Annotated in this window: 18 protein-coding genes; 9 read left to right on the forward strand and 9 right to left on the reverse strand. The window is 45.7% G+C overall.

Going from position 1 to position 19677, the window contains the following annotated elements:
* The first annotated feature begins 393 nt into the window (after nt 1-393).
* From IFU39_RS12635 to IFU39_RS12645, 3 genes are all read left to right on the forward strand, one after another.
* Nucleotides 394-1374 carry a glycoside hydrolase family 43 protein gene (locus IFU39_RS12635; protein ID WP_192132968.1) on the forward strand — a complete coding sequence of 327 codons (981 nt, stop codon included), beginning with the start codon at nt 394-396 and terminating at the stop codon, nt 1372-1374.
* 194 nt (nt 1375-1568) lie between these two features.
* On the forward strand, nt 1569-2414 hold the full coding sequence (locus IFU39_RS12640; RefSeq protein WP_192132969.1) for an EcsC family protein: 846 nt from the start codon (nt 1569-1571) through the stop codon (nt 2412-2414).
* Between the two features lie 41 nt (nt 2415-2455).
* Complete coding sequence (locus IFU39_RS12645) at nt 2456-2944, forward strand: prolyl-tRNA synthetase associated domain-containing protein (RefSeq protein WP_105600759.1); 489 nt, start codon at nt 2456-2458, stop codon at nt 2942-2944.
* 420 nt (nt 2945-3364) lie between these two features.
* On the opposite strand, the gene IFU39_RS12650 is transcribed toward IFU39_RS12645, so the two are convergent.
* Nucleotides 3365-4639, reverse strand: coding sequence for an MFS transporter (locus IFU39_RS12650; RefSeq protein WP_036668794.1), 1275 nt, complete (start codon nt 4637-4639; stop codon nt 3365-3367).
* Between the two features lie 253 nt (nt 4640-4892).
* Here IFU39_RS12650 and IFU39_RS12655 point away from each other — a divergent pair, with 253 nt between their 5' ends.
* The gene (locus IFU39_RS12655) at nt 4893-5105 is read left to right on the forward strand and encodes a hypothetical protein (protein WP_192132971.1); all 213 of its coding nucleotides are present in this window, start codon (nt 4893-4895) and stop codon (nt 5103-5105) included.
* A 143-nt stretch (nt 5106-5248) separates the two neighbouring features.
* Here IFU39_RS12655 and queF read toward each other — a convergent pair whose 3' ends face one another.
* From queF to IFU39_RS12685, 6 genes are all read right to left on the reverse strand, one after another.
* Nucleotides 5249-5740, reverse strand: coding sequence for a preQ(1) synthase (queF, locus tag IFU39_RS12660; RefSeq protein ID WP_017690202.1), 492 nt, complete (start codon nt 5738-5740; stop codon nt 5249-5251).
* A 130-nt stretch (nt 5741-5870) separates the two neighbouring features.
* Complete coding sequence (queE, locus tag IFU39_RS12665) at nt 5871-6644, reverse strand: 7-carboxy-7-deazaguanine synthase QueE (protein WP_192132973.1); 774 nt, start codon at nt 6642-6644, stop codon at nt 5871-5873.
* Complete coding sequence (queD, locus tag IFU39_RS12670; protein ID WP_036611465.1) at nt 6637-7128, reverse strand: 6-carboxytetrahydropterin synthase QueD; 492 nt, start codon at nt 7126-7128, stop codon at nt 6637-6639. The genes queE and queD overlap by 8 nt, the downstream gene beginning before the upstream one ends.
* Nucleotides 7125-7802: a 7-cyano-7-deazaguanine synthase QueC gene (gene queC, locus IFU39_RS12675; RefSeq protein ID WP_091016197.1), complete on the reverse strand. Its 678-nt coding sequence runs from the start codon at nt 7800-7802 to the stop codon at nt 7125-7127. The genes queD and queC overlap by 4 nt, the downstream gene beginning before the upstream one ends.
* Before the next feature lie 391 nt (nt 7803-8193).
* Nucleotides 8194-8898: an AIM24 family protein gene (locus tag IFU39_RS12680; RefSeq protein ID WP_091015529.1), complete on the reverse strand. Its 705-nt coding sequence runs from the start codon at nt 8896-8898 to the stop codon at nt 8194-8196.
* An 18-nt stretch (nt 8899-8916) separates the two neighbouring features.
* On the reverse strand, nt 8917-9372 hold the full coding sequence (locus IFU39_RS12685; protein WP_192132975.1) for a hypothetical protein: 456 nt from the start codon (nt 9370-9372) through the stop codon (nt 8917-8919).
* A 330-nt stretch (nt 9373-9702) separates the two neighbouring features.
* On the opposite strand from IFU39_RS12685, the gene IFU39_RS12690 reads away from it, so the two are divergent.
* From IFU39_RS12690 to IFU39_RS12700, 3 genes are all read left to right on the forward strand, one after another.
* Complete coding sequence (locus tag IFU39_RS12690) at nt 9703-9870, forward strand: hypothetical protein (RefSeq protein WP_165790126.1); 168 nt, start codon at nt 9703-9705, stop codon at nt 9868-9870.
* A 207-nt stretch (nt 9871-10077) separates the two neighbouring features.
* Nucleotides 10078-10782 carry a hypothetical protein gene (locus IFU39_RS12695; protein ID WP_017690195.1) on the forward strand — a complete coding sequence of 235 codons (705 nt, stop codon included), beginning with the start codon at nt 10078-10080 and terminating at the stop codon, nt 10780-10782.
* Nucleotides 10783-10933: 151 nt separating this feature from the next.
* Nucleotides 10934-11905 carry a helix-turn-helix transcriptional regulator gene (locus IFU39_RS12700; RefSeq protein ID WP_192132977.1) on the forward strand — a complete coding sequence of 324 codons (972 nt, stop codon included), beginning with the start codon at nt 10934-10936 and terminating at the stop codon, nt 11903-11905.
* A gap of 57 nt (nt 11906-11962) precedes the next feature.
* Here the strand turns inward: IFU39_RS12700 and IFU39_RS12705 are convergent, their stop codons facing one another.
* Nucleotides 11963-12634, reverse strand: coding sequence for a 3'-5' exonuclease (locus IFU39_RS12705; protein ID WP_017690193.1), 672 nt, complete (start codon nt 12632-12634; stop codon nt 11963-11965).
* Between the two features lie 434 nt (nt 12635-13068).
* Between IFU39_RS12705 and IFU39_RS12710 the strand changes: the two genes are divergently transcribed.
* Complete coding sequence (locus IFU39_RS12710; RefSeq protein WP_244660964.1) at nt 13069-15015, forward strand: FAD-dependent oxidoreductase; 1947 nt, start codon at nt 13069-13071, stop codon at nt 15013-15015.
* A gap of 367 nt (nt 15016-15382) precedes the next feature.
* Nucleotides 15383-17167: a proline--tRNA ligase gene (locus IFU39_RS12715; RefSeq protein ID WP_192132979.1), complete on the forward strand. Its 1785-nt coding sequence runs from the start codon at nt 15383-15385 to the stop codon at nt 17165-17167.
* Nucleotides 17168-17767: 600 nt separating this feature from the next.
* On the opposite strand, the gene IFU39_RS12720 is transcribed toward IFU39_RS12715, so the two are convergent.
* On the reverse strand, nt 17768-19567 hold the full coding sequence (locus IFU39_RS12720) for a 5'-nucleotidase C-terminal domain-containing protein (RefSeq protein WP_192132981.1): 1800 nt from the start codon (nt 19565-19567) through the stop codon (nt 17768-17770).
* Nucleotides 19568-19677: the final 110 nt, after the last annotated feature.

The following is a 19677-nucleotide window of genomic DNA, read 5'->3' on the forward strand; positions in this document are numbered from 1 at the left end:
GCTGTGCATGACAAAGTTGGCCTATGTCTGAGGCCAATAATGCACTAAATATGGGGAGAGTTGACCCTGCGAAGCGGTCAACCCCATAAGACCGAGCCAACAAAAAGGCTCGAAGTGAGGTTGTAACCCAGCGAGCGCGGTAAGAGCGAGCTGCCGCTCCGAGGGTGCACAAGCAGTGAGGGGGAGGAAGGAGCCGCAGGAGCGAGTTTGGCATCCGATTTCAACCGCCAGGAGCGGTGATAAAAAGAAATCGGAGGACAAGAGAGCACCAAGGCCCTGCCACCCCCGAACGTCCGCTGTGCACCACCCAAAAAGGTTTTCGCTTTTTTCGCAATTGGGTTACATTCCCCAACTTCGAGCCAAACAACATTTGAAAGAAAGGGGAGCATTCCCATGACTGATTCTATTACATTTACTAATCCCATCCTGGAGCAGCGCGCTGATCCGTGGGTGTACCGTCATACAGACGGGTACTATTATTTCTCCGCTTCCGTACCAGCCTTTGACCGGATCGAGATCCGGCGAGCAGAGACGTTGGAAGAGTTAAGAGATGCTGAGCCGGTAACGGCTTGGACCAAGCGTGACACGGGGCCGATGAGTGCCAACATCTGGGCACCGGAGATTCATTTTATCGATGGCAAATGGTACATACACTACGCTGCGGCTCACACCAGTGAGACCAACGAAGGACTGTTTGATCACCGGATGTATGTTCTGGAGAACGATTCCGCGAATCCACTCGAAGGAGATTGGGTAGAAAAGGGACAGATTTACACACGGTGGGAATCATTCGCGCTGGATGCAACAACCTTTGAACATAAGGGGATTCGCTATCTGGTCTGGGCGCAGAAAGATCCTGATATTGTGGGCAACTCCAACCTGTACATTGCCGAAATGGAGAACCCATGGACGCTACGCGGCGAACAGGTTATGATCTCTACGCCAGAGTACGATTGGGAGATCATCGGCTTTAAAGTGAATGAAGGCCCAGCCGTGATGCATCGGAATGGGCGGTTGTTTATCGGCTACTCGGCCAGCGCGACCGATTACAATTATTGTATGGGTCTGCTCACCGCAGATGAAAATGCCGACTTGCTTGATCCGGCTAGCTGGGTGAAATCACCCGAGCCTGTATTCCAGACTTGTGAAGCGAACGGCCAATACGGTCCGGGGCATAACAGCTTTACGGTGTCACCGGATGGCAAGACCGATATTCTGATTTATCATGCGCGTAATTACAAAGACATCGAGGGTGATCCCTTGTATGATCCGAACCGTCACGCCCGTGCTCAAGTGATTCATTGGCGTGAAGATGGCACACCTGATTTCGGTGTTCCGGTTCCAGATGGCAGCGCAGTAGCTGAAGCAAAATAAGAGGTAATGAAACCTTGAATACGAGAACCCTTAGTTAGCGAGTGATGCTGATTAAGGGCTCTTTTGTATGTGAACGATAAGATAGAGTGCCTGAACATATGTATCCTGGACACAAAACAAAGCAACCACAACGATGATTTCTGCGTATGAGAAAGATACAGATTACGATGCAGAACCTATTAGGAGGATCACATATGGATTCACGCGAGACGTTGGACTTGGAGCTTGAACAGATTTTGAAATGGGAGAAACAACAGAAAGACTTGTTTATTTGGGATAAAATCGGGCGTTTGCCCTTTGCGATGTTGGATAGAGTGATGCCTAAAGCGCTGAAACAGAAGATCGGCGATTCCCTGAATGACGTGGGTCAGTATGTGCAGAATGGGGGCAAGTTCCTCGTACAGAAGAAAAAAGTAGCCAAGTTGCTGCAAGAGGAAGCCGAGAAGTCCGGTTATTCCATGATAGATACGTCCTATCGTCTGGAGCAGGAAGCTGAAGCGGAGGGGACAGCGAAGATTCATAGTGTGGAGAATCTGCCACTTCAAGTGCTGGACCAGGTGGCTGATAACATTACCGAGAGCCGAACCAAATTTGCTGCGGCGCAGGGAGCAGCTACAGGGTTTGGTGGCATTGTAACTATTGCAGCAGATATTCCGATGGTGATGGGGCTTTCTCTGAAGGTACTGCAGGAGATGGCTCTATGTTATGGTTATGATCCGGATGAACCGCTGGAGCGTATCTTTATCGTCAAATGTCTGCAATTCTCTTCCGCCGATATTGTAGGCAAGAAAGCGATCATTGAAGAACTGGCCGCCTACGACGATCCGGACAAGCCAATTGAAGTGGTATCGCAGATGCAGGGCTGGCGGGAAGTGTTTAACTCCTACAGTGAATCCTTTGGTTGGAAGAAGCTGTTCCAACTCGTGCCTATTGCCGGCATGGTATTTGGTTCAGTGAGCAACAAAAATACGATCCGTGATGTAGCCGAAGCAGGTAAAATGTTGTACAAAAAACGGCTGATCCTTCAGCGTTTGAAGTAACATTACAGAAGAATATTTATATTGAAAGAGTTGAATTTGATATGTTAAACAAACAGGGTTTCTATGATCTTTTGGATCGCAATAATATCGTTTACGAAAGTATTGAACATCCCGCAGTATACACGATGGAGGAAATATTCTCTTATCAAATTCCACATACAGAACGTATCGTTAAAAATCTGTTTCTGCGTGATGACAAGAAACGCAACTATTATCTGGTGACGATTGCTGGAACGAAGTCCGTTGATTTGAGAAGTTTAAGCGAAAAGATACCTAGCCGCAAATTAAGTTTTGCCAGTGAAAAGGATTTGTTGGAATTCCTCGGATTGGAAAAAGGGCACGTCAACCCTATGGGGGTTTTTAATAATATTCAGAAAAACGTGACTGTAGTTTTTGACAAGGATCTAGTTGGTCAGAAAATCGGAATTCATCCGATGGAAAATACGGCGACGGTATTCCTTGAATTTGAAGATGTGAAGGAACTAATTACAGCTCAAGGCAGCAACGTTGTCATGTGTGACGTGGAATAAACGGTTGAACTAAATACGAGAACAACAAATATAAAAAAGGGTTCCTGCCAGTCTGTGAATACAGAGTTGGCAAGAACCCTTTTGTTATGGTTCAAGCATTTTATTCATACTGCAAATGTAAATGACTAAAGTGAAACCTAAAGAACTCAGCAGACGTTATTCGGCGATATTTTACTAATTCCAATTGCTAAAGAATCTCAGACACGCTATTTCTGCATTTCACGCGCACATTCCAAGGTTTTCGGCCTTTTTCTCTGGAATAGCGTTGCTTAGATTCTTTAGATTGCGCAACCGGCAGTAATCGTTCAAATAAGTGCTGTCAGGTTCGTTAGCGCAAGATAACGTCTTATAAGGACGATGCTGCCACGTAAGGATTGGATCTAGTATAGAATAAAAAGTGGACACCTGTTGATGTATTTTTTACTCTTCACTGCCGTTTTCTTTCGCCCAGATATTGAGTAATTTATCGGATGGAAGCAAGAACGTGAAGATCCCGAGCAGGGGCAGGAAGCTGCACATCTGCATTACGGGTGATACACCGAAAACGTCAATCCAGTTGCCCAGCACGAGTGCGCCCAGGCCTCCCATTCCAAATGCCAGACCTGTGATCAGGCCGGAGACCGTTCCGATTTTGCCCGGAATCAGCATCTGTGCGTACACAACCGTAACCGAGAAGCTGGATAACATGATAAAACCAATAATGGTTAGTAGTACGCCTGTCCAGAACAGATTCGCATAGGGCAGCAACAGAGCCAGCGGAGCAGCTCCAGCCATGGACAGGAAGATCAGGTTACGTTTGCCGAATCGATCTGCCAGTGGGCCTCCGAAGAATGTACCAAGTGCTCCAGCAGCCAGGAACAAGAAGATATAGATCTGCGCGTCCTCTGTGGATAATCCAAAGGTATCTTTCAGATTAAACGCGTAGAAGCTGCCAATGGAAGCGATATACCAGGAACGAACAAAGACAAGCAAAATCAATAGCGTAATGGCGGCAGTAATCTTTTTGCGTAAAGCAGGATTGGGTGCACGACGGGCAGCAGCCTGTCTACGCAGATATCCTCCCGATTGCAGCATGCGTCCATACCAACGGGCTATGTAGATTTGGACTGCAATCCCCATGGCAGCAATGCCTGTAAATCCAATGGCACCGAACAGTCCAAACGGGATAAAGATCCAGCGTGTAAGCAATGGGGCAAGGGACTGCCCGGCGTTACCACCAACCTGGAAGATGGACTGTGCCAGCCCACGGCGCTGACCAGCAGCCATATGGGATACCCGTGAACCTTCCGGATGGAAAGCAGCAGAACCTAGACCGACAAAAATAACGGAGATTAGGACAGCCATATAACTGTCAGCAAAGGCCAACAGCAACATGCCAGTAAATGTAAAACCCATGCCAATGGGCAGGATAGATGGCGTCGGTTTTTTATCTGCAAACCAGCCTACGACAGGCTGCATAATGGAAGCGGTAAAGTTGATAGCAAATGATATCCATCCGATCTGAGTATACGTGAGATGCATGGAATCTTTCAAAATCGGAAAAATGGCTGGAATAACCGACTGGATCGAATCATTGAAAAGATGGACCAAACTGATGGCAATAAGTATCCGGTATACGGTGCTTTGGGCATCCGATCCGGGTGGGGCTTTCGAACGCGCTGTGGCGTCCTTGGTTAAAGTGGATTGAGTAGACATGTACAATTCTCCTTTGGTCGCGGTCACGAGGGATCAGCGCCTGATGTTGTAATATATGCGTGTAAGCATATTGTTACATAATAGGATAGATTGATTGGACCGACAAGGGGAACAAGGGAAAACATTGATGAATTCAACTCTATTTCCAAGGTGTTTATTAATAGCATTGCATTTACAAAACAAACGTATTACTTTAGCATCTACTGTAAGAAGACCCATATTTATGTATAAGAAGGATAGAGGAGGGATGTATATGAAATCCTTATCACCTTATAAATCCGCCAAACGTGAATTGGTGATGACTATTTTGTATATGGCTGTAATAACGTTTCAGGTTATCTATGTAGCACCGGAATCTCTATCTGCTGCTATCGTCATATTTATCATTTTTCAGTCAATTGGTGTGCTGATGTTGAGACATTACATCAAAAAAGTCAAAGAACTAAAGAAAGATCAGTCTACTTGAACGCATTGCGATCCCATTGTATTGAGAGACTGAGTTTCTAAAGGTTTATACTAAAAAGCCGAACTCCTTCAGATTTGAAGAGTTCGGCTTTTCTGTGACCAATAATTTATTTTAGTTATAGCAGAGTTGATTTACCCGCCAGTTTAACGATTATCAATCGTCTCCGGATACATATCATGATTCATCATACGGTGGTCGGCCATCTGCTCGTACTTCGTTCCCGGCTTACCGTAGTTTGTGTACGGGTCAATGGAAATACCGCCGCGCGGTGTGAATTTGCCCCATACTTCGATGTAACGCGGGTCCATCAGCTTGATCAGGTCATTCATGATGATATTCACACAATCCTCGTGGAAATCACCGTGGTTGCGGAAGCTGAACAGGTACAACTTGAGTGATTTGCTCTCCACCATTTTGATATCAGGAATGTAGCTAATATAGATCGTTGCAAAGTCTGGCTGACCCGTAATCGGGCACAGGCTGGTGAACTCCGGGCAGTTGAATTTTACAAAATAATCACGGTACGGATGTTTGTTATCAAAGCTCTCCAGAATGCCCGGATCATATTCAAACGTATATTTTACGTTCTGGTTGCCCAGCAACGTCACATCTTGCATCTCATCAGGTTGTCTCATCGGTTATTAAACGCTCCTTGTTTCCGTCAAAGCCCGAAGCTTCGCGGTATATATGAATAGGCCATTTTGCCTGTTGAATTCTCTTATTTTCCAAGGACATTTCGTCCTCATCCTTACATCATGCTGCCCATCACACGCCGCGTTTGTTGCCCCATACCAACGTATGTAGCTGCGGAAGAACACGAACATCATTCAGGTCATCGGAGGCGCTAACTTGGTCGATCAGCCACTCATAACGAGCAAGCAGTGAGGACGCCAGATCTGGCGTATCGGCGGAAGTCACATCCGGGTTCCCGGTTTGTAAAAATAAATCCGTGCCCGGATACCGCGCATGCACACGGCGGGCATAGTCCAGGTCTGTCTCATCGAAGATCACGATCTTCAGACTGTGACTTCGTTCTACCGGGTCAGCGGCCAGTCTTCCGATCAGATCATCCAGCACGGCCCAATCGGTGTCCATGCCAGAGCTGGGTGGCTTAGGCGAGATGGTGACTTCGTCAATGTCCGCCAGCCAAGGCTGCCAGCGGGAGCCCTGCGTCTCCACCGCGGTGCGGATGCCGTTCTCCCGCAGCAGGGCAACCAATCCGCCCAGCGAAGCAAGCAGGGCGGGATTACCGCCAGAGATGGTGACATGGGAGAAGCGGGTGCCGCCAACGCGGCGCAATTCTTCCCATACATCCTCTGGCGTAATCATTCGAATCTGGTCCTTGCCACTGCCGTCCCAGGTAAAGGCCGAGTCGCACCAGGAGCAGCGATAATCGCAGCCCGCGGTGCGAACAAACATTGTTTTTTGCCCGATGACCATGCCTTCGCCTTGAACCGTCGGACCAAAAATCTCCATCACAGGGATGCGAGCTTCTTGGTTACGTTCGCGCGACTGTCTATGTTCTACAACACTACTCATCGATCATCCACTCCCGTCTCGCTTCCGCGTAACTGGTTGGTGTCTCGAAGAGTCGGACAAACTCCGTCCGCCCACCGTCTGTCAGGCCGGCATAGGGTTCCGTCTGGAGCGCATGTTCCATCTGTTCGAACAGCCAAACGACCATATTTTCAGCCGTTGTATTCATTAAAGGAAGTGTCTCGTTGAGGTACTGATGATCCAGATATCCCTCAATCTGAGTTTTCCATATATCTTTGATATGTCCAAAATCAACCGTCAGCCCGGTCTCACCCGGATAACCGCTGATGCCAAAAATAACTTTATACGTATGACCATGCAGGTTTTTGCACTTGCCTTCATAACAATGCAGGTGATGTGCTGCGTCAAAGGTGAATTCTTTGCTTACAAGCACACGTTTGCGGTGATAGCGCAGCTGGGTGGGTAGAATATCTTCTCCGATGCGTTGCAGATGCTCTACAATACGGAATGTTCCTGGCTCTCTCATCGTACATCCACTCCCGTAGATCCGGCAGCACGTTGCTGTATATAACGATCCAGTCCGGCTTTGCGCAGTTTGCAAGCAGGGCATTCTCCGCATCCATCGCCGATCACGCCGTTATAACAGGTCAAGGTACGCTCGCGTACATAATCAAAAGCACCGAGATCATCGGCCATCTTCCACGTTTGGGCTTTGTCCAGCCACATGAGCGGGGTGTGAATGACAAATGGATAGTCCATCGACAGATTAAGTGTCACATTCATCGACTTTACAAATGAATCCCGGCAATCTGGGTATCCGCTGAAATCCGTCTCGCATACACCTGTAACCAGGTGACGAGCTCCTTTTTGTTTGGCCATAATGGCTGCAAAACTAAGGAACAGCAGATTCCGTCCATCCACAAATGTACTTGGCAGTTCGCCTTCTTCATGTGTAATTTCCACATCCGTGCGAGTGAGCGCATTGGGTGCAAGCTGGTTTAACAGGCTCATATCGAGTACGGTTTGTTGTACGCCCAGATCACGAGCAATCTCGGATGCACATTCAATCTCCAGCTTGTGACGCTGACCGTAATCAAACGTAACAACCTCGACTTCGGCAAACTGTTGTTTGGCCCAGAACAGACACGTGGTACTATCCTGACCGCCGCTGAATACAACGACTGCTTTTTCTTCGTTCAACATAAAAAAACCTCTCTATCTTCTTGAGATCAAACCATGCGCTTAGGCATAGAGTGTCGGAAGAACAGAGAAGTTCATGAACTGGCATCCATCAAAAAACACACCTTCTCGATAACCGCTTCAAAAAAGCAGGCAAGAGTAAGTGTCCTTAGTTTTTTACGTACATGATTGCATGGTGACCGCAACGTGTACGCAAGACTTATACTGACCATCACATCGTCAAGTCTAGTCTTATAGAGGGAGTTCGCGAACCTCTCCCATGCCACAGGCATGGATTTTCTTCTTCAATTGTCTGAATCATTATAACATGAAACCGCGCGGTGACCACCCCACTGGAGCATAGTGGCAGCTAATCGATCGGCTCCACCAACTAGCAGCTTATTGGATCCGTTTATTTGATCAATACATTGCCGAAAGGGATAACTTCTTTCAGAATTCGTTTGAACAGTCCCTCATCGTTAAGATCCTGTTCCAAGCGGCGATTCTCACGTCCAGCCTGAAAGAGTACAGATCCATGTCCTGTCATCTTCCAATGATAATTCATATGCTGACTGGCAAGGTTGTTACCATATACGGTGAGTTCAAGATGTGCATTTTCGGGATAGGCAATAATGCTGCCAGCATCCACATAGAGCGGCGCTGTAGGATGAAGTTCCTGTTGGCAGACTTGGCCTTGGGTGAGCAATCCGATCTTGCCTTTGCCGGAAAATTTCATTTTCACTGCATCACGGGTGATCAGCATGTTTTTGATTTTCTGGATTTTGGTATGCATGGTTACACCATCAGAGTAGAAGAACAGGTGGCGGAAGTCATAGAGCAGATCACTGTTCTCCGTGAGCTCCACTTCCTTCATCGTGAATCCGGGAGGCAGGGCAGCCACAAATTGGCAAGGTCCGGTGATTTCGGATTTAATCAGCTTTTTTTTGCGATATATGCCCGTGATATTCATGAATTTGTCATTGCGACTCCCACTTGGACCGCGGAAGGCCACAATTTGCTGCGGATGCAAAATATGAAGGCGGTCATCTTTAATCAGTGAAAATGTAACGACTTGTCCTGCTCCGCTTGCTTCAGCATTGTTCAGGTGTATGTTCATGCAGTTGCTCCTGTTCTTTTATACTCGGCCGGAACGGCGACGCATTCCCCAGCGCATCACACGAATCAGAACAAAGTAACCCAATATGAGCGAAACGACAGTGATGATCGTCGTCTGAATTCGTTTGGTAGTAGCTGCTTTGGCATCCTGGTCCTCCTGTAATTTACTTACCATTTCAGTGAGTTTCTGGTTCTGAGCCAGCAGTTGTTCGTTCTGGGTCTTAAATGCTTCGACATTGGCCTGGGCTTGTCCCAACTGAGCAGACGTTTGATTTAATTGCTCCATTGTTTGCTTATAACTTTCCTGCAGAGCGTTCACTTCTCCGGGCAATTCGGAGACTCGTTCCCATCCACTGTATATATCCGTAAAAATATTGGCACTGGCAGCACTTACTGTCGAAGCGATCGAAACGGTAAATAGAATGCATGTGGTGAATAACACCCGAATGAAATAACCCTGAATGGATTTTGGCATCGTTAACACCTCTTTCTTCGGTTAGATAGATCAAGCGCCGAATTCGTCGTCTATTGTTGAAATACGGCTCTTACATTATACGTCAAAACCGGGACGATGGGTTCAAGATGATATCGTTTTATTACCCGAAATATTTAAAATGATTTAGGAACAAGGCTGTTTAACTTACAAATCTGCCGGGTAATAGAACGATAGGCAAGCACACCGGACCGTTTAACAGATCTTTTACTTCAGTTCCGGGTGCATGCTATTCACAAATGCGCAATTTAATGAACGATACCAATATATCCGATTGAATATAAGATCGTGAACATGAAGGAGTAGAAACATATGTATACAGCAGATCAGAACACATCAACCAAAACAATCATGATCACTGTTAATGGAGAGCCAGTAGGGCGTAAGCTGGTCATTGACAGTGTCACCTATGCACCGGTAAACGAAGTAGATGGAGTACAATATTTACACAAAATGGGAAACGATCATCCTACTGTTTAATTTGGGACTTGTCATAGATAAGTGATTGATAAGCTTGGCCTAGTGCCAGGTTTTTTCGTCGTTTATTGTCGTATTGAGACGGATTTAGGGATATAAAACTAATATATTGGAAAAATTTAATGAGAACATGTGTTCCGTGACAATATAGTGTCCATTCACCCTGATAACTTAGAAGATAATACATATAAATCGGGGGAGAGACTACCAGTGAACTCAGTCTTTGAAGTATCTTATTCGTGGAATAAAGAGGCCATACCGACAGGGGGAGCCGACCCCGTATATATGATGGTAGAGTGGCGTAACGGTGCCCCTGCCAAAAGACTTAGGAAAATAGCACCCAAAATTGTATCAAGAGATTTGGAACTTTTGCTCAAACCGGAATATGGAGTACAGCTAAAAGGCATCTATGGATGTCGTTCCAAGGAAACGGATATTGGCTGGTTATTGAGGCTTGGGGATATGTACAAGGGAGAAAGTAAACAAATTTTGCTTGAATTCGTCATGGGACCCCGTGTATCAGGAAAAGCTGCCGTATGTTCAGCCTACTGGAGCACAAGGAAGTTGAAGCAAAGTCAACGTGTGTTGTTACGAAGAGAACAGTTGTATATTCAGTACACCAGTCATCTGGGCATGTTGCGACAGCCGGAAGATCCCAAGGTGGAGAAGACGATCAAATTAAGTGAAACCGTGCCCCTGATCAAACAAGCCCTGCGCGCCTACGAAAGAGGCCGGGTTCAGGAGGGAAGTAATATGTTGCGTCGCCATGCTGATGCGTTGTTAATTGAAGCTGCGCGGAAGCAAGATTTGGACTATTACGCGGAAGCCGAGATCGTTGAAAAACTACGTTATCACTATGAGATAACGTTTACAACGGGATATCATGATCGTGAAAAAAAGATATTAGGAGAATAGGGTTGATTTCAGATGGTGACGGTATAGAGAGAGTCTACATATTTGAAGGTGAAGTTTAGGAGAAGGTCGAATGTATGTATCAATATCATATTAAACAATGGATGGAGTTGTATCAAATTTATTGAAACAACATCGTGGAGGGTCCGGCAAAATGACAGACCGACTAATCCGATTAATGCGCATTATCACACTGGTGCAGGCCAAGCCGGGTATACTGGCACGTGAGCTCGCCCAGCGATGCGAGACGACGGAAAGGACGATATACCGCGACATGGAGGCCCTCAGTGCAATGCATATCCCGATCGCCAATATGGGACACGGACAAGGGTACATGTTTATCAGCCAATTTGCCATGTATCCGCTAAATTGGTCTGATGAAGAAGCCCAAGCTTTCATGCATCTTGCTGAAGTTATGGAGAATATTCGTCCTTTGCTAAAACCTGCTTTTGAGAGCGCTTATGAGAAAGTGGTTGCTGCGAGTCAGAAAAACAAAACAGAACGAGTGGAATGGTCGGAGCAAATTAGTGGATTGTTCAAAGCGGGATTGCCAGCATGGCAAAATGAAAACAACGATTCGCAGAATCAATCCCTGATTACCCTGCTTCAGTCTGGCATTTCACAGAACACCATTGAAGGGGAGTATCTGTCTCAAGGTAAAAAAGGGATCGTACGCATAGATCCTTACTGTCTTATCCCTCGTGAATACAGATTTGAGCTGTTAGGGTATTGTCACCTGTCGGAGAAACTTCGAATATTTCAGGTGAGCCGGCTGCAAAGGATACGGATATTGCCACGCACGTTTCGCAAAGAGGATTATCTGATGCAATCGCACTTCCGCATTCCTTGGGCATACGAGGGAAGTGCGGAGTGGACTGCGTTCAAAATTCGATTTGCACCCCATGCTGTGGAGCGTGTGATGCAGGAGCAATTTTTTATGCGACCCATCCTAACCATTGAACCGGAAGGTAGCCTGTTATTTGAAGCCATATTAAGTGATGTTGACGAATTTCTCGTATGGATATCTAAATATGGACCTGATGCGGAAATTCTCGAACCTGAGATCTGCCGCATCAAGATGAAAGAACGCCTAAACTATTGGCAACAAATGTACAATAAAAATTGAGATTAGAATGCCACCTATCCTAAGGCAAAACACGATTAAGTACTGTGCTGTAGACGGTTACTCTTTGGTTTTGAAAAGGCTTGCCAGATTGCCAAAAGGGGATTCTTTCTCTTCATCTTCTGTGGAGCTGGAATAGACAACCTTGGATGTAATGCCCTCATCATCGGCTGCACAGTTGTTTTCGAGAGTGAATCGGTCAAATTGATGCATAAACACCTTGGCTGTATTAATGGCATCATCCAAAGCACGGTGCTGGGTACCATCAAATTCAATTCCGCAGATTTCAAGAGCCTGAGCGAGACCGAGTTGACGGAACTTGCCTTCTTTGCGAACGGTACGGGACCATTGCTGCTGAAGATCGTTATGATTGGTGATCCAGGCCACATCAAGTTGATGGGTGCGACAATGAGAGATCAGTTTGCTGCGGTCATCGGGTCCCCAGGAACACATGTAATAGGGGTCACTTCCCATCCAGGCGATGAATTGATTCAGTGCTGCCGGAAAAAGGGGGGCTGCATCAATATCTTTCTGTGTGATACCTGTAAATTGAATTGTGTCAGTGGACAGAACAGACTTATTGGAAGGACGAACATACGTATGGAACGTATCCGTTACAACCAATCCATCCGCACTCTCCGTAACTTTGACGGCACCGATATCAATAATTTCAGAAGAATAGCGAGTATTGCGGCTTACCGTGAATTCAAGATCATATATGATATATGGCATAGGACAAGCTCCTTTATCGATTAATACCTGTGATAGATTTCTATTTCTCTATATTACAGGGAACGTGCTGCCATGTCAGCCATCGCCAGAGAATTCATTGTAGTCAGGATGAAGGAACAGTCTGAGTGTTTAATGATCTTTCTGATGCATTTCCGTTTTTGGTAAGTCTTTACTTCGCAAAAAGTGGTCGTTATAATGAGGAAAGTTAGGGACTTCCCTATATTTTGTTTGTATGTATGGCAACATAAAAGTAGAATTTTCCGTCTTATTATCAAAACTTCCTAACACCGTTTGAAGTGTTGGGGAGTTTTTTATTGTTTATAGCATACTCATGTAGAAAAGGAGAAAAAGTTAGTCGGTTGTTGCTATAACATAGGAAAACTACTCACGAGTTAGTATTATTGAATTTAAAGTACATATGGAGGTTTGTGTCTTTGATTAGTAGAAAATTGAAAATAACAGCAATTACAGCTAGTGTGTTTATTGTTTTAATGAGCGCTGCATATGGTGCATTTTATATTTGGAACAAGAATTATAAATTTAATAATAATTATGTATGGCAGCCTTTGGAGGAAGTGCAATCTACACTAAACCTGAAAGATTCCTATAACGTTATTGTAGCTGGAACGGATCCGGAAGGTATTACTGCAGCCTTATCAGCTGCTCGTAATGGGATGCGTGTATTGCTGGTGGAAGCAAGAGATCGCAACATGTTGGGAGGATTGTTGACCGAGGGAGGCCTTAATACGCTGGATCTAAATTATTCCCCTGAACAACCGCAGTTATTGAGTAGTTTGCGGCAGCCTGACTTTTTGAATAAAGGCATTTTCCAGGAATGGTTTGACCAGATCGAGGGTAGTTCATTTGATACCAATACAGCGGCTAACATTTTCTATCGGATGGTTCGTTCTGAACCTAATATTGACCTGTTGATGAATGCTAAGGAATTAGTTCCCCTTACTGAACCATCTACGGGAGATCACACGACAATAACGGGTATGAGCATTACTAAAGAAGATGGAACAACTGTTCAGGTCTCAACCCGCTCCATCATTGATGCAACGCAAGATGCGGATATTGCAGCCGCTGCAGGAGTTCCATATTCCATAGGTAGACAAGATATTGGAGACGGTAAATCCAAAATGGTCTCTACGCTTGTATTCAAGCTAAGCGGTGTTACTGATGAGGTATGGCAAAAGTTTAGGGAAAGAGAGGGAACCGGGGTTGATAAGATGAGTGCTTGGGGGTACGGTGATGCTAGAAAATATGAATCCTCCAATCCACAACATATTAAGATTCGAAGTCTGAATATCGGAAGACAAAATGATGATACAATCTTGATTAATACGATGCAGATCTTTGGGGTAGATCCGTTAGATCCGATATCTGTGAAAAAAGGTCTGGAAATCGGGCGTAAAGAAGCCCCACTAATTGTTGATTTTCTGAAGAAAAATTATGATGAATTTGCAGGGCTACAATATGCTGGAACAGCAGACGAGCTTTACGTGAGGGAGTCACGTCATATCTATGGCGAGTACCGATTAACATTAGCTGATGTCATGGAAAATCGTGATCATTGGGATGCCATTGGATACGGCTCATACGATATTGATATTCAGAGCACGAGTGTTGGAAATCCCGGCACGATTATGTTGAGTCCGATTCAATATGGTGTACCCTTTCGCTCGCTTGTACCGCTAATGGTTGATGGTTTGCTCGTCGTTGGACGTGCAGCAAGTTTTGATACAATCCCACACGGTAGTGCAAGAGTTGTCCCACTGGGAATGGCAGAGGGAGAAGCAGCAGGAGCGGCGGTCAAGCTGGCATATATCCATAAGGAGTCCTTCCGCGAACTCTCAGCTTCTGAAGAGCGAGCATCTGAACTACGTAAGATGCTGGAGAATCAGGGTATGGATCTGAAAGTTCATCGTTTCGAGCAGCCTGATTATATGGAACATAAGGATTACAAGGGATTGCTGGCTGCAGCGAGTATGTACATGACTTCAGGCAATTATAATAACGATGGTTGGGAACTGGATAAAGGAATGAATCCAGAACGATTTTTAAGTAAATTGAAGAGAATGCAAGCGATGTTTCCAGAAGCCTACACAGGCAGTGCCGACCAAGCTCTAGCAAATATGGAGAATGCCGTGACCCTACCTTTATCGTTGGATCAGGCTGCGTATATGTTATGTCTGGCAATGGGATCTTCAGAAACGGAAACTTCACTTGAACAGGCACTTGCTCAATTACAAACGCAAAACTTTATAAGTGCCGACACGCTTGCTGGCATTGCTGACAAGAACAATCTTACAAATGGGGATGCGTTTATGCTCATTCGTGATGTAGTGGAGTATTATTCTGGAGTTGTATTCGACTAATTGGTTGACAATTACTTGTAAATGAACTAATGTGGTCAAAAATGATAACAGCGTTATAACGAGGACATGATTGTGCAAGCCAGCTTCAACAGAGAGGGAACAGTGTGGTGCAAGGTTCCTGTAGCTGCTTCATAGATTCCTACCTCGCGAGCTGCGGAAGGAATGCCCATACAGGGTTGCAACTTCCGCCGGCAGGGCCCGTTATGCCCCGTAGGACTGCATGTTACAGATCGCATAGGTTGCGAACGGATTAATTTGCAGTTAAATAAGGGTGGTACCACGACACATTCGTCCCTTGACGGATGTGTCTTTTTGCTGTTTATGCGCCGTATTTGATAAGTAAAAGGAAGATTAGGAGTGTGTTATGATGCGTCAAAGTGAAATGCTTGTCCCAACATTACGTGAAGCGCCAGCGGAGGCAGATGCAGCGGGACATCGCTGGTTACTGCGTTCCGGTATGATTCGCCAACTGGCTGCGGGAATTTACAGTTATCTGCCCCTCGGACGGCGTATATTGTTAAATGTTGAACGGATTGTTCGAGAAGAGATGGATCGTGCCGGGTGTCAGGAGGTGTTGCTGCCGATTATGCAGCCTGCGGAGTTGTGGGAAGAATCCGGAAGATACACACAGTATGGTCCCGAATTGATGCGTCTGAAGGATCGTCATGCACGAGAATTTGCTCTTGGACCAACACATGAAGAAGTTGTAACTGCGTTAGCGCGGGATGAGGTGAGTTCGTATCGTAAGCTGCCATTCACGCTGTACCAGATCGGAACCAAGTTCCGGGATGAACGGCGTCCTCGATTTGGATTGCTGCGCGGTCGTGAATTTATCATGAAAGATGCGTACTCTTTTGCTTCCGATTGGGAAGAGCTTGATCGTACCTATCAGGCGATGAACACAGCTTATAGTCGCATTTTGGAGCGTTGTGGTCTGGACTATATCCGTGTTGAGGCGGATGCAGGAACGATTGGCGGTCAAGGGGAAACACACGAGTTCATGGCTCTTGCTGATGTGGGTGAGGACACGATTGTAACTTGCAAACATTGCGGATATGCTGCGAATCTGGAAAAAGCAGATTATCAGACTTCTGGAGATATGGAGAAAAAAGAAGGAAGTTCGGATGTTCCAGCCGACTATGCGAGTGCAGACTCCGCGCTTCAAACGGATGAATATTCAGGAGCGGAAAACATGGTACGTATCTCGACACCTGGCGTTCGTACGATCGCAGAGTTAACCACTTTTGTGGGCAAAGGTGCTGAACATATGATCAAAACGCTGCTTTATGTGGCGGATGGTCAGCTCGTCGCTGCGCTTGTGCGTGGAGATCATGAACTGAATGATATCGCATTGAAGCAGGTGTTGGGGGCAGAGGAACTGATCCTTGCAGACGATGCAACCATTGCGGCACATCCAAATCTGAAGGTAGGATTCCTGGGTCCGATTGGACTAAATCTGCCGATGGTGGTGGACGCTGACGTGGCAGTGATGAAGAGTGCAATTACAGGAGCCAATGAAGTGGATGTGCATGTTTCCGGTGTACGCCCAGGCATTGATTTTGCATTGGAGCGAGTAGAACGAATCCGCTTTGCTGCGGAAGGGGATGCTTGTTCAACATGTGGATCACCACTTGTGTTTACCAAAGGCATCGAGGTTGGCCATATTTTCAAGTTGGGGACGAAATATAGTGATGCCATGGGCGCTTCATTCCTGGATCGTAATGGTCGCCAGTGTGCGCCTGTCATGGGGTGTTACGGCATTGGTGTATCCCGCCTGATGGCCGCTATAGCTGAACAGTATGCAGGAGATGATGGCATAAAATGGCCTGCCGCTGTTGCACCTTATGATGTGCATCTGATTACAGTAAGTTGGAAGGATGAGCAGCAGCGTCATCTCACCCTCGAACTGGAAAAACAATTGATCGATGGCGGATTCACTGTATTGGTTGATGATCGGGATGAACGTCCAGGTGTGAAATTCAAGGATGCGGAGCTGATCGGATTGCCTGTGCAGATCGTTATTGGCCGAGGAGCAGCAGAAGGACAGGTCGAACTGGGATCACATGCACTTGCAGCATCAGGTGAATTGAAACGAATCGGGTTGACTGCACAGGAAGCTGTGCTTTATGTGAAGGAACAGCTCACTTTCTAAATTCAGGGGATTCGTTAATTATATGAGTTCATATAATAGTACCGAATATGATGCGGTAGCTGATTTTGATTGCTGAAATTCCAATATGAGCATGAAAAAGAGGGCTATAGGCATGCAATTTGGTAGGATTTTATGAGTGATATCATACGAAATAACTATATTTGGACATATGTCTTCAGTATACAAGTGATTTTATGATTAAGGATTTGAAGATGATCATACGCAGGTGGATCTATGTGCAAGTATGCAATGTTGAGAAGATAGAGATGTCGAAATAAAAGTACAATAACCGCATGAACACGGTCATTCCGGAGAGTTTTTATATAGTTCGGTGTGGAAGGCACATGATGAAGTTGGTCCGTAAAGGCCGGGCTGGGGTTTATTTTTGCCTCAGATGATTGTCAGGATCAGCAGGATATGTCCACAGTAAATGTTCAATTATCTGATGTGGATTGATGTTTAAGAACGGAGATACAAAAGGGTGTCCCCTCAACCAGTAATCTGGCTTTGGGGACACCCTTTTGGTTATGACAAGATTAATCCGTTATGTTGTTGCACCTTATAAGTGATCATGCCTATATGCACTTTGCTTTGCTGAGCTTAAGAAGCTGCAGGCAATTTCAATTGTTGACCTGGATAAATCCAGTGTGGATTTTTGATATTGTTCAGCTTTTGCAATGCCTGCCAAGTTGTGCCGTATTGTTTGGAGATGGAGTACAGGGAATCTCCGGATTTAACAACATGCAGTTTGGCTGGAGCTGGTTTACTTGGTGTTGGTTTAGACGGTTTTTCCGGTTTAGGTGTTTCTGGTTTTGGCTTAGTTGGAGCCGGTGTTTCTGTTGCCGGAGTTTCCGGCTCTACTGCAGGTTTCTTCGCTTCACTGATCCGACCATCTGTTTTGATGTCTACAGCGCCAAGCTTCTGCATGTAATTAATCAATGCTTCGTCCAGCGCGCCATACATACCCGTAATTGGATATTTGGCAAACATGGTGTATTCGTCACCACCAACAGCTGTGAAATCATTGGTTGCGAGTGTATACGTTGCTTCCGGATCAAGAACTTTATCGCCAACGGTTACGGAATGTACACGGCTACCTTCTGCAGCGGAAGTGTCGATTTTGAACTTGATACCAGATACTTGCGGGAATCCACCGCTTGGTTCCGGGTAGGAAGCTACACCGACTTCAAGGGCTGCCAGAATATCGGACCCTTTCACTTCTAGGGTTACCACTTGATTACCAAAAGGAAGCACTGTGATAACATCACCTTTGGTTACGATCCCTTTTTCGATGGAAGCACGGATACCACCACCGTTAGTCAGGGCGATATCGGCTTTGCTGACATCACGAATGGCATCTGCAAGCAGGTCACCCAGGTTAGTTTCACCTGCACGTACTTGTTCACGTTTACCATCCAGCAGAATAGCTGTATTTGCTACTTCTTCTTTCAAGATAGGTTCTTGTTCTTTTTGGATTGAGTTCACGAGAGTTGTAACTTTCTCATTTGGTTTGATGTCTTTTGCTTCGGTTTCATCAATTAATGTTGCTTGTTTCTTCGTTACTTTACCACTGTCTACCCACAGATCGATGACACCGACGTAGTTAGTGTATTCTCCTGCGCTTGCAATCAATGTTCCGTTATCGGATACAAGGCCATCTTGCAGTACAGTGTGGCTGTGACCATCGATGAATACATCGATGCCAGGGACTTCTTTAACAACTTTAAAGCTAGTATCCGTGCTGGATGCGTCTTGTCCAAGGTGTCCCAGGACAACAACAACATCGACTTTGCTGCGAATTTCGTTTACCAGAACTTTGGCTTCCGCAGATGGATCAGTAATATCAAGACCTTCTACGTTTTTGGGATTCGTTTTGTACAACGTTTCCGGTGTTGTCAAAGCGATGATACCAATTTTCACGCCATCTACTTCTTTAATGAGGTAAGGATCGAAGAGACGTGTTCCGTCTTTTTTCTTCACATTGGCACTCAGCATGGGGAAGTTCATCATGTCTGCCAGTTCGATCAGACGATCCGAACCATAGTTGAATTCGTGGTTACCCGGTACGATGGCTTGGTATCCCATTTCATTCATGACTTTCACGATGCTCTCACCATTCACAAGAGTGGCAAAAGTTGTACCATGTACAGCATCTCCAGCATCAAGCAAGAGTGTGTTCGGGTTTTCGCTACGATATTTGTCAGCGATTCCAGCTACTTTGGCAAAACCCATAGCAGGTGAAGATTCAACTGCACGGGCATGCGTATCATTCGTATGTAGAATGGTAATGTGTTTGCCTGTTCCCGGAGTGGTATCCGTTGCAGCCGCGGCAATACCTACACTGCCAAACAGCAAACAGACCGTTAGCAGAAGTGATACGTAATTCTTCCAGATTTTCATATGAATCCGAAACCTCCCATAATAATAATCTACTTGAGCGTTTACACAGCTCAAATAGTATTTTAACAGACTATTATTAGGAAATCTCGCGAATTACGTAAAAATAAGTA

It is taken from the genome of Paenibacillus sp. CFBP 13594, assembly GCF_014842675.1.
In the GTDB taxonomy this organism is placed as follows: domain Bacteria; phylum Bacillota; class Bacilli; order Paenibacillales; family Paenibacillaceae; genus Paenibacillus; species Paenibacillus amylolyticus_B.